A 12,051-nucleotide genomic window follows, 5' to 3' on the forward strand; every position below is an offset into this window, starting at 1 on the left:
CTTGATCAATAATGAGTAATTTTAAATCGTAACCTACTTTTTCATAAGATATTTTTCGACAGGGTGGTTTTTGTTTTTTCATACTTTCGTTGTTTAAGTTGTCTAATTTTTAGTCAACCTATTTCAGGAAAGTACATTTTTTCAAATTACTTACAACGTGTTTGTATATGATTTGTTGCGTGGTTTAGCACGTAATTTAGCAAATAAAAACCGAATAGAAAATCCGCGAGGATTTTCGTAAGTGTACTAAAACTAAGCTATTAAATATACCAGTTGTTGTGCGGTGTATTTTTTAAATTGGTTTAAATCGTACTTCTACATTCGGTAATCCGGGTAGATCGTTTCTTCCAGGAACTAAAGTCATAATCAGTTTTGTTTTGTCGATTGATTTTATTCGTGACGTAATTTTCCCTTTAATTGATAGATCAACATATTTGTTTTCGGTATCGTAAGTCCAAATTCCACTTTCATTTTTCCCATTTTCTCGTATTAAATCAAATTTCCCATCTTTTTTAAATTTGAAGTCAAAATCAGATGCACCAGGCATTTGCCCAGTTTTCACTCCATTTATCATTGCGTATTCAATTCCCCATTGTTTACACAAAATACTTTTCAATTCAGATTTAGTCAACGTAACTTCTTGCGCAGAAGATGTTAAATTCATTCCAATAATTAGTCCAATTAAGATTAAGTTTTTTTTCATTTTATCAATTTTCAATTTAGTTTTTGTTGCTCAATATAACGCACAAAGTTGTTGTATGCAGTTTATTTCATTCTTTCTAATATTATTGATTCTATATTCTCAAAATTCTCTGGTCTAGATTCATTATTTCCACCCCTTGCATATCTTATTTTATTCTCATTCAAAACTTGAATAATTCCTCTCCAAGTCATTTCATTTCCGCTTTCCAAATTTGTAAAAATCAAGTCTAATTGTTTAGGTTCACTTTTGAGTTCAAGTTTATATTTCAGACTATAAAACTTTCCTTTTCTGCTAAATTTTTTTCCACCTATAGGATTGTCATTATAATCTATCAAAGCAAAACCATCTTTGTCAAATGTAAACTTTCCATATTTAAAAAAACCTTCAGTTTTCCAACATCCAATCAAGTTGAATTTTAATTCAGGTTTTTCTATAAATGATTCTGATATTATTAAGATAAAGATTAGAAGTACTATTTTTTTCATTTTTTGAGTCAGATTGGTAATTGCATACAACGGTTTAGGCTATGTTGTCGTTGCGGAAAAATCGTTAAGATTTTTCCGCCATAGCAATTATGTTAGTAAATATAGGAGGATTTTCTGAAAAAGAAAATCCGCTACAATGCAATATAGCCATTGTTGCAAGTAGTTGAATCATTTATAATTATCAAATTTACTAAGTTCAATCGTAATTTTATTAATCCATTTAAGATTCTCTTCTCTTATTCGACCGTTATTGGTTTCAAAATCGTACTCTTGTTGTAATTTTCTACACTCTTTCCATAATCGCTTATAGCAATTTAGATAAGATTCGAATCTTGACTCATTCTTATTTTTCATTTTCATAAATTCCATTCTCATTTTTCGGGCATAAAGTTCTGCAATATCAAAGTGCAATTGTTCGTGTTCCAGTAACTCTTTTGTGTTCTCAATATACCAAGAATGATATTTATAAAAATTTGCTTTTACACTTAACTCATTATAGTTTTGGATTCTATCGTATTGATCAACAATTACATTTGAAGGAACAACTTCAATTTTGTAACTTGTTAATGCATCTGCAATGATATTGTCATCCGGTTTATCTAAAAAGTCAGACCAAGTTAATTTTCGATTTTGATTCCACTCAATTATAGAATCTTTATTTATATTTTGTCCAAAAATTATTTTCCAACTTAAAATGAATAAAAGTAGGAATAATTTATTTTTTTTTATCTTTTCAGGAATTACTTGCAACGGGTTTTTATAAGATTTATGCGTTTGGAAAATTGGAGATTTTTCGAACTAAGCAAATCGGTTTGTTAGAATGTTTGTCATTTTGTTAAATCAAATTTAAGCATAAATTTTATGAGTTGTTACCATTAGTTATTTATATTCAAATAATAAGTTTTCCTCTTGCCCTTTAAATATTCTATTACCAGATATTGGAAGTCCTTCATCGTTGAATTTATAATCATTTATAATTTCTGACTCAATTTTACCATCGTAAGTATAATATTTTGCTTTACTAATTAACTTTTTTGAAGTAATTAATTCTGTTTCTGAAAAGCTTGGGTCATATGGAATATTAATTAAATATGGTCTAGATATTTCGTAAAAAGGGTTATCAATATTCAAAAATTCAAATTCAGATTTGAGACGGTTATTCAGATAAATTTTGATAATATTTCCATTTTTATCATATTCATAAGAGTATATTAGATTAGTACTTTGATATTTACGATCTATTGTTAACTTTTCTAAATAACCTAAGTTATCATAATTGAATTCATATATATTTACTATTGTATTGTCTATGTACTCTACTTTTCTAATATCCGAACTGTTTTCATAAAAATATTTAATTAAATTAATTCCTGATAAAGCTCCTGTGTAATTTATTTTGATACTATCCAAACGGGTATTTTTATAATAAAAAATCTCCTTTTTGGATGTAGATTGTGAAAATTTACTAATCCAACTTGATATACCTTTATTGGAATAAGAAATTAATTCATTTGTCAATGGAGTTTGTTTTTCAATAAGAAGACCATTTAAATTATAAATGTATTTATATTCTGTTGTTGAATTAGTATTTATATTCGTTTTTTTGAACGAAACTATTTTATGATTTTCAATTATTGCCTCTTTTTCACAGGAGATAATCAAACAAAATAGAATAAGTAATAACAATATTTTTTTCATTTTTAAATCGACGTTTGTAATTAATGGTAACGTTTTAGAATATGGAAAGTAGCGCTTGTGAAAGCGTACTTTTCCTATAATATAATTTGTTAGTTTTGGTTTCGCAATTTTTCATAGGTATCCAAATTTAGCAATTTTTTATATGCATTGTTTCCTTTTAGCTGTTTTTTTGTGTTTTGTTTAAATCCTTTTTCATAGTTTATAACTTTATTATCTATTTTTTATAATCGTTTTCCATTCTTTAGGGTTCTCATGCATTCCTTAAGACTTCTCTTACATTCCTTGAAGCTTTTGCTCTATTTTTTTAAGAATATTAATCCTTTTCACGTTTCATTAAGTAGATTTTCTAGTTTTATTTCTCTACAAAAACTATCTTTTCTTAATTTAATCTGTGTCTTCTCCACAGTTAAAGGCAACAGTCCCGGTTATGAGTAGTTGCGTGGTTTAGCACTTAACTTTGTAAGTACACACCAAGCTGAAAATCCGCGAGGATTTTTCAGAAGTAGGCGAGAACAAGTAATTACTTATAGCCAATGTTGGTGGTAGTTTTTATCTAAACGAGCTTTTAATATTCGTCTTAATATGATTGGTTGTTTCTTCCATGATAGTGGTTAAATCATCTCCATTAATAGTGAAATGAAAATAAAAGTTATTAATCCTGCAAAACTGGTTAAAATGTAAAACAAATTCATTTTTGTCCTTAAACCATGCTTGTAATGCAACAGGAAGATGCAAATTTGGATCCAAACGTATAACATTTAAATCAGAGCCTATGGCATAGGTACTTTTGCTTATTATAAATGTATTCTTTCCTTGAATATTTTTTCCATAAATCCTAACACTTCCCTTTTTGTTTGAAGTAAAATCAAATCGAAGGGAATCAATTTCAGCAATATTCTTATCCAAAACAATTGTTCTTCTATTTAGTTTTTGAATAACATTGTTATTAATCTCTACGGGTTTAAAAAATAGGGTTGATTTAGCTTCATTTATTGATGTTTCTAGATTTTTATAATCTTTAAAATTACTTGGTAAGGGCTTATCAGACTTAATGGATTCAAGAACATACTTGCCAATCATGGCTTGATCATATCCACCACCAAGCATTGTAACCACCATGTTTTTAGAAGGAATGATTGAAATAGTTTGTTCTCCCCTACCAACAGCTTCATCATAACCACCTAACCTATCGTTTGTCCACCAACCATAGCCATACCCTTTATTTCCTGAAAATTTGAATGATGTTGCCAAAGATTTTGTTAACCATTTTTCTGATACGATTTGTTTTTCTCTCCATTTTCCTTTGTTCAAAACCATTTGCCCAATCTTTGCCATATCTATAGGATGAATTAATAAATCTCCCCAGCCATGATTTATACCTTTATAATTTATAAGCCAATGAGTGCCTTTAATTTGTAATGGTCCGAATAAATATTTTTTTGCAAATTCATGCGGAATCATTTTTGTAGTTCTATAAATAATTTCTCCCAACAAATAAAAGTTACAACTGCAATAGGACCACTTAGTACCAGGTTTAGAGACCATTGGTAAATTAAAAACAAAATGTACCCAATCATTCGTTTTACGCATGTCTCTCAAAGCTTTTTCCCCATCCTCTAGACCACACTTAAAACCAGATTGCATGGTTAATAAATCTTTGATAGTTAAGGAATCTAATTGTTGATTATGCTTTGTAACCTCTGGAAAGAAATTTAGTACAGGCTCATTCTCATCTTTAAGGTATCCTTTATCAATGGCTATACCTATTAAAAGAGAGGTAATACTTTTCGTAACTGAAGCCAGGTCATGAAGGTTGTGCGATGAGTATGGGTAAAAATCTGCATCCATTACCGTATGTTTATTTCTGATTATAGTAAGGTGGTGTATATTTTGATTCGTATTCTTTACAAAATACATAAGGCTATCCAAAACCCGTGAACTTATACCTTGTTCTTCTGGTGTACTTGCAGGAAAACTTTTGAAAAGTACGCTTGTTTGTCCGTATGAATAAAAATTTATTGTTGTAAAAAGTAGTGTTAAGAAAAGTGAGTTTTTTAAAGTTTTCATAAAGTTAATTTTAAATTACTACCAACGAATTTTTATAAGATTTGTGCGTTTGGAAAATCGGAGATTTTTCGAACATAGCAAATCGGTTTGTTAGAATGTTTGTCGTTTTGTACTAAATCAAATTTAAGCATAAATTTTATGAGGTGTTGTGTGTAGTTTTATTTAACCAATTTATCTATTTCCATTTCTATTTTAGAGCTATCTTTATTAAAGCCGTTAAATGATTTTACAATTACTCCATATTGGTTAATTAGAAAACTTGTTGGAATTGATTGAATATTGTATTGGACAGAAAGAGGATCTCGAAAACCTTTCAAATTTGAAATATTTACCCAATTTATCTTGTCTTTTTTTGAGGCCTTTTTCCAGTCCTCTTTTGCTGACTCTTTATCTAATGAATAACTAATAATGATAAAGTTTTTATTTTTAAATTTAGAATAAATTTGTTGAAATTCATTTTGATTTTGTAGATGACAAGGAGCGCACCAAGATGCCCAAAAATCTAATAATATTATTTTTCCTTTGAAATCAGATAATTTTACAATTTTTCCTTTCAAGTCAATACCTGAAAAATCCTGAACTGTATCTCCAACATTAAATTTCTCTGTTTTAATAAAATCGTTTAAAAGTTTTCCTCTATAGCTATTTTGCAATGCCTTGCTTAATTTATGGTAATAAATATTTAAACTATCCTTTGGTATGGAATTTTTAAGGCTTAAAATATTATGTAAAGAAACAATATTATTTGGATTTTCAAAGATGAACTTTGTTCTATAATTATTAAATAAATTATTTACTTTTTCCATTACCTTTTTCCTTTCATCTGGAGTTTTAGCTGACATAGATTCTTTAATTAGTTCAGGAGTATTTAGTTTAGCAAAAAGATTATTATACTCTTTACTTATCCTATTTAAATTACATCCTGTAATTTTAATGTTTATCAAATCATTTAATTTCCCTGATATATTTATATTCGTAGAATCCATCCAAAAATCAATAAAGTCAGCTCTTTTTAGAGAATCTTTATAAATTGATACTCTCATTTTTTTTGGAACATTAGATTTTTTAACAGAAAAATTAATAGTATCATTTTGAGTTACAATTGAATCAATTGGAAATTTTGAATTATTTAAATCAATACTATCAAGTTTTATTAATAATTTTCCATTTAAATCTGTTAATATGATATTAATAGAATTTGTTTGTTTCTGCTCACTTGGTTTCTCATTTTTGCAAGAGATAGAAAGAATTAGAAGTAATAGGAATAGGGCTTTTTTCATTTTAATTTGTTTTTAGGTTGCTTATATTTAGATTTTTTTGAGCAAGAAAAAATCCTAAGACTTCAACAAAAAATATTAGTAAAACAGATTTTTTCATAGTTATTTTTTTTTGAATTACCGCTAACGGTTTAGGCTAAGGAAAGTTGCGGTCGGTAGACCGTAATTTTCCGATGTTTGTTATTTTGTTTATTTGTTTGTCGGATTTCTCTAATCATTAAATGTAGCAATTTTTTTTAGCCATTGTTGGTAAACGTTTTTTATTTCAATGTATCAATTGGAATTTCAATTTCCTCAGGTAATTCAACATGAAAAGTATCAATCGTTTCATTTCTTTCTTTAATGTTATTTTCTTTAAAGTATTTTTTTGCTCTTTTTTGAAAATCAACAATTGTCTTTTTTTTCCATTTTTTAATATTAGTTGAGTCTAATTCAGGAATGTTATTATCAATCTTTGACAGCTCGTAATACTGATTCATAAATTTTCTTTTTAATATGATTCTATCTTTTGAATGGCAAACTAATTTAAATGTATCAATTTTAGGATCTCGATTTTGATTGTAAATTATCAAAAGACTTTTATTAATTCTACTTTTCATAATTTCAATGCTATCATAACTTAAGGTTAATACATGATTTTTCTCAATTTTTGTTTCAGAGTAATATTTTGGATTGTTTTCAAATTTCCAAGTTCCAATCATTATTTCTGACTTATCATCTTTCTTACAACTAGATGTTATTATTATCAAGAGAATTATTGTAATTTTTTTAATCATAATGTTTACTAACGATTTTTGGTATGTTTTGTTGAGTGTTTAAGCACTAAATTTAGTAAATAATGACCGACCAAGAAAATCCGAGAGGATTTTCGTAAGTAGGCTAAAACCAAACAATAAAATATACCAGTTGTTATGTGTAGTACTTTTAATTCGGATTAAACTCAATGTCGAAATACTTTAAATATTCCTCTATTGTTCCCATTCCCATTTCTTTTCTTCTTTCGTTTACAGTTTCAGGATTTTCTAATTTATATAATTTGCCGTTTTTTATCTGTGAACCATATATTTGAGGTTTACCCTCATCCATTAACATTCTATCTTTCATCAATGCATATTGCTGTTTAGATAAGTTTCCATTTTCTACAGCTTCCTCTATTTGCGGAAAATACTTTTTTCTATTTTTTTTATTACTATGTTGCAACCCCAACCATATAGCAGTCATATGTTTTTGAGTCACTTCATTTAATGTTGGCATACCACACTTTTCAATAATGCTAATTACTAATTCTTGATTCCTATGATCTTCTTTACCGTATTTGATGAGTTCATTTGACTTTCTAATTCTTTGATCACTTTCATAAACTTCGCTTAAAATTTGACGTTTTTTACTACAATCAACTTCAATAATATCTACTGAACCTACATAGACAAATTTATCCTTATTCATATAAAGGAATATTGATATCATTAAAACAATAGCTGTTAATATACTGAAGAATATTTTTTTCTTTTCCATTTCTCTTTTTGGTTTATATTACACATAACGTTTAGTATATGAAAAGTAGGCGATTTTGAAGCACCAAACTTTCACTTAAGTACAAAGTTTGATACGAGCCAAAACTCTTGAATTTATTACTGTTTTGCCTATTTTTTTTATACATTGTTCTCTGCAGGTTTTATTCTTTTAAAATTACTTCAATCGCCTTTTCGAGTAGTTCGTCTTTTCCATTCCTAATTCCTTCAATTGTTGGTTTAACTTCAATGTCTGGAATTATACCAATCCGTTGCGTTTCTTCTCCATTTGGGTAATTAACACCAATTCCCGAAATCATTGTTCTTAATCCACCGGGAAGCATAATAGCGGAAACGTTTCCATCTGCTCCTGCCGTTGTTCCTCCAATAATTGTTGTATTATCTCCTGCTCTAAATGCCATTGATGTATATTCTGCTTGACTTTGGGATAATTCATTGACTAAAACCACTAATTTCCCTTTATAGGTCTTACCTTGACTTAGTATTTTTAAATTGCTTGTAAAAATAAATTCACCTGGATTGTCAACATTTCCGTTTGTGAATTTCACAAAAGGTGTCGATGAAAAAACAAAATAGGAACCCAAACTAAAAGGAACAAAAGTTGACGGATAATTGCGGATATCAATGATGATTCCCTTTGTGCCTTTAAACTCCTTTTTTATTTTCGAAATGTCTTCTTCTTTGATATTTTGAAGTGTTACATACCCTATATTATTGTCCAACATTTTAAAGGACTTATCATCACTTTTTCTATACCAACGATAAATATTAAGACTATCTTTTGGATATAGTTTAAGTGTCTTTGTTTGATGTTTAGAATCTCCTGAAACAAACTCAATTTCAATACTTTCCGAGTTTGAGCGTAGAATATCTGTCGAAATATCTCTTAGTCTTGTTGGTTCGTTTGAAGCAGGATAAAATTTAGACTTCTCTTTTACAATTTCGTCAATAGACTTACTATTTATTTTAGTAATTATATCACCAATCTTTAATCCAACTTCTTTTTTTAGTTCTTGATTGTAATAATCTGTTACAACCAATTGGTTTTCGATAAAACGAACGTGTATAGGTGGATATTTTGAACCTTTCCATTCATCAATTTTGTCCGCTCCACCCCATAGATTTGCGTGTGTGTCTTGAATATCTCCAATAAGTTGAATGGTAGCAAATTCATATTCTAATTCGTTTTTTGCATTTATAAATAGAGGGATGTATTCTTTTAGTTTTTTATTCCAATCTTCATCCATTAATTGTTTATATGGGAAAAAGTAGTTTATCATATTCCAATAGCGATATAGAGATAATAGTCTAAATCCATCATCGGGGAAAGACATATTTGAATATGGATTTTCATTTTTAAATTCAGGGTTGCCAACATTAGCCGTCATTCCAATGTAATAATGCTTACCTTGTGAACGGTTGTTGTAAACGTATAACAATTTATTTTTCAAAGTTGCACTTTGGTTGTTAATCCATTTTAAATCGGGTTTCAGAAAAGCATTTTTATCGGTTGCTTGACATTTTTTACATTCCTTTACTTGACCAAATGAATCAATCCATTCAATGAGAATTTTATCCCTTTCGATAGTGTTATCTACCTTAATGTACTTTGGTAAGAACCTAAAAAGTTCATAGTCCCAATTATAATTTCCATTCGCAATTTCAGGATGATGATATTTCAGAAAGCCCCAAATCCGACCTAACAATTCAAGATTTTCAATATTTTCGGTGGTCAAATCAGAAAATTCAATTAATGACCCGCTATCAAATTCTTTGTCAAGTTGTGCTTTTGATAATTGTTTTTCTACTTCTTTTAAAGTTTGTACATTTTTACCATCAATTGAAAGAGTAAAATCATCAAACCAAGCCTCTCCCTTTCCCGATAAAATTCCTGCAATGTAGATATTCTCCGCTTCTTCTGGATAATCAAGTGTTATCGAGTATTTCTGCCAATCTTTTGTTCCATTAATCTTTTGACTTTGCATATTGTCAAATGCCAAAGAAGTACCATTTCCGTCAACTCTTAGCAACAAACCTGCAAATCCATTTTCAACATCTTTGATTTTCATAAAACCCTCAAGTTTTATTTTTTTGCCTTCATAATTTGCTGGTATTTTATACGCAATGCTTCCAAAAGAACTTCCTGTTTGGTCTGATGTAATTTTGCCCGATTTCTTTCCTGAATGAGTAGCTTCATCTATTGTCAGCTCATAGTTTCCCCACTTAAACCATCCGTCAGAAAGTGTTTCTTTCTCCTTTTGATTTTCAAATCCGAGATTGTATTTTTTGGTCTCTTGTGCTTGACAGCTAAAAGAGATTATTGTCAATAATGCTATTAGTGTTTTTTTCATCGATTTGTATTTTCAACTTGCAGAAAACAAGTTAGAATATGAAAAGTTGCGGGTTTGTAAACGCAATTTTCCGATGTTTAAAAATAGTTTTTTTAATTGTTTTAAATATCATATTTGTTAGAATTTAGCAATTTTTTATGCGCATTGTTGGGGATAGTTATTTTGTTAATTCAATTAACGTTCGACTAGAAAAGTGAGAGTTTTCTTCCAATGTCTCAACATCATAAAATATCTTTAAATTGTCATTTGATAACTTCTCAATTGTAATGTATTTTTCCCAACTATCATTTGGTTTTAGTTTAATGTAATTTCCAGTTTTACTAATTTCCCATTTTCCTTTAATAATAACTGTTTCAGGAACTTTTAGATTTTCATTAACCAATATTCCTTTTTTTATTAACTCAAAGTCATTACTTTCTTTAAATATTAATTCAAAAGATTGATTTTCTAGTTTTTTATAATTTGAACTTATAGAGTCAAATGGAATTGGATTATTAATTGCTTTCCATTTCCCCTTTAATTTAGATTCTAAATCTTTTTGTTGTTTAGTTGTTAAATATTCAGTTTTATGGATTTTAATTTTAGACAGCTTTGGTGGGTCTTTAAATGAGTAAAAGTTTTCATATGTCTCAGCATAGAATATGTTATTTTCTAATTTATAAAAATGATAAACGTTTTCTTCAATCGTATGTCTATTTAAAATGCCTATAAAAAAATGATTTTTATAGAAATCAATATTGTAATTTCCATTTTCGGTATATCCATATAAACCTTTGTTTTTTATAATTAAAACGATGTTTTTATCTAGAGAATCGAGACTGTCTTTATCCAAAAAATTAAATTTTACGCCATAATTTTCAGTTTTAGGTTCTGATTCAATTGACCAACTCGAATTAAAGAACAGTGTGGTGTCAGGTATTTGAGCAGTTATTAAACTTGATGGAGTTATTTTATTTAAATAAGCTTTTATAATATATTCTTCTGTTTCTTCAAGAATTAGTATTATTTCTTTTTCTGAAAATTCTCCTTTTATTAAATCATTTTCAATTCTAATTTGGATTTTGTTTTTATCAACAGAATATTTCTTAATTTCTTTTTTATTACCCAAAGGTTTAAAAATTACATTCTCATTATCAATAAAGTCTAAAATCAAGTAAGCTTTTTTAAAAACTGAATCAGGTCTGTGAGGAATATGTTTTTTTGTAGTTTCTAAAGTGTAAGAAGATAACCAAATTCCATCTAAATTTTGTCCAATCAATTCACTCGTAAGGACTAAAAATATTATCGTTAATGTAAGAAATTTCTTTTTCATCGTAATTACCCCCAACGTTTTAGAATATGGAAAGTAGCGCTTGTGAAAGCGTACTTTTCCTATAATATAATTTGTTAGTTTTGGTTTCGCAATTTTTCATAGGTATCCAAATTTAGCAATTTTTTATATGCATTGTTGCCCTTTAGCTGTTTTTTTGTCGTTTTGTTTAAATCCTTTTTCATAGTTTATAACTTTATTATCTATTTTTTATAATCGTTTTCCATTCCTTACGACTTCTCATGCGTTCCTTAAGACTGCTTTTCTATTTCTTACGGATTCTCACGTGTTCCTTAAGATTACTTTTCCATTCCTTAAGGTTTCTCATGCGTTCCTTAAGACTTCTCTTACATTCCTTGAAGCTTTTGCTCTATTTTTTTAAGAATATTAATCCTTTTCACGTTTCATTAAGTAGATTTTCTAGTCTTATTTCTCTACAAAAACTATCTTTTCTTAATTTAATCTGTGTCTTCTCCACAGTTAAAGGCAACGGGTTAGTATAATGAAAGTTGCGGTTGGTAAACCGTAATTTTCCGATGTTTGTTATTTTGTTTATTTGTTTGTCGGATTTCTCTATTCATTTGATTTAGCAATTTTGCTTATACATTGTTGGCAACTGGCTTTTACTC

Annotated in this window: 10 protein-coding genes; all 10 read right to left on the reverse strand. The window is 28.3% G+C overall.

Going from position 1 to position 12,051, the window contains the following annotated elements:
• Positions 1 to 292: 292 nt before the first annotated feature.
• Positions 293 to 703 (reverse strand): hypothetical protein, encoded by a 411-nt coding sequence (locus tag R3342_RS13320; RefSeq protein WP_318940855.1) that lies wholly within the window; start codon positions 701 to 703, stop codon positions 293 to 295.
• Positions 704 to 765: 62 nt separating this feature from the next.
• Positions 766 to 1,188, reverse strand: a complete 423-nt coding sequence (locus tag R3342_RS13325; RefSeq protein ID WP_318940856.1) for a hypothetical protein — start codon at positions 1,186 to 1,188, stop codon at positions 766 to 768.
• Between the two features lie 168 nt (positions 1,189 to 1,356).
• The gene (locus R3342_RS13330) at positions 1,357 to 1,938 is read right to left on the reverse strand and encodes a hypothetical protein (protein WP_318940857.1); all 582 of its coding nucleotides are present in this window, start codon (positions 1,936 to 1,938) and stop codon (positions 1,357 to 1,359) included.
• Positions 1,939 to 2,067: 129 nt separating this feature from the next.
• Complete coding sequence (locus R3342_RS13335) at positions 2,068 to 2,886, reverse strand: hypothetical protein (RefSeq protein ID WP_318940858.1); 819 nt, start codon at positions 2,884 to 2,886, stop codon at positions 2,068 to 2,070.
• Positions 2,887 to 3,435: 549 nt separating this feature from the next.
• A complete protein-coding gene (locus tag R3342_RS13340) occupies positions 3,436 to 4,953 on the reverse strand; it encodes a serine hydrolase (protein WP_318940859.1) in 1,518 nt (505 codons plus the stop codon).
• A 158-nt stretch (positions 4,954 to 5,111) separates the two neighbouring features.
• Positions 5,112 to 6,233 (reverse strand): TlpA disulfide reductase family protein, encoded by a 1,122-nt coding sequence (locus R3342_RS13345; RefSeq protein ID WP_318940860.1) that lies wholly within the window; start codon positions 6,231 to 6,233, stop codon positions 5,112 to 5,114.
• Positions 6,234 to 6,490: 257 nt separating this feature from the next.
• Positions 6,491 to 7,006, reverse strand: a complete 516-nt coding sequence (locus R3342_RS13350; RefSeq protein WP_318940861.1) for a hypothetical protein — start codon at positions 7,004 to 7,006, stop codon at positions 6,491 to 6,493.
• Positions 7,007 to 7,154: 148 nt separating this feature from the next.
• Complete coding sequence (locus R3342_RS13355; RefSeq protein ID WP_318940862.1) at positions 7,155 to 7,745, reverse strand: DUF6624 domain-containing protein; 591 nt, start codon at positions 7,743 to 7,745, stop codon at positions 7,155 to 7,157.
• A gap of 160 nt (positions 7,746 to 7,905) precedes the next feature.
• The gene (locus R3342_RS13360; protein ID WP_318940863.1) at positions 7,906 to 10,113 is read right to left on the reverse strand and encodes a S41 family peptidase; all 2,208 of its coding nucleotides are present in this window, start codon (positions 10,111 to 10,113) and stop codon (positions 7,906 to 7,908) included.
• Between the two features lie 157 nt (positions 10,114 to 10,270).
• Positions 10,271 to 11,425 (reverse strand): hypothetical protein, encoded by a 1,155-nt coding sequence (locus tag R3342_RS13365; protein WP_318940864.1) that lies wholly within the window; start codon positions 11,423 to 11,425, stop codon positions 10,271 to 10,273.
• Positions 11,426 to 12,051 lie beyond the last annotated feature (626 nt).

Source organism: Lutibacter sp. (genome assembly GCF_033723435.1).
Lineage (GTDB): Bacteria > Bacteroidota > Bacteroidia > Flavobacteriales > Flavobacteriaceae > Lutibacter.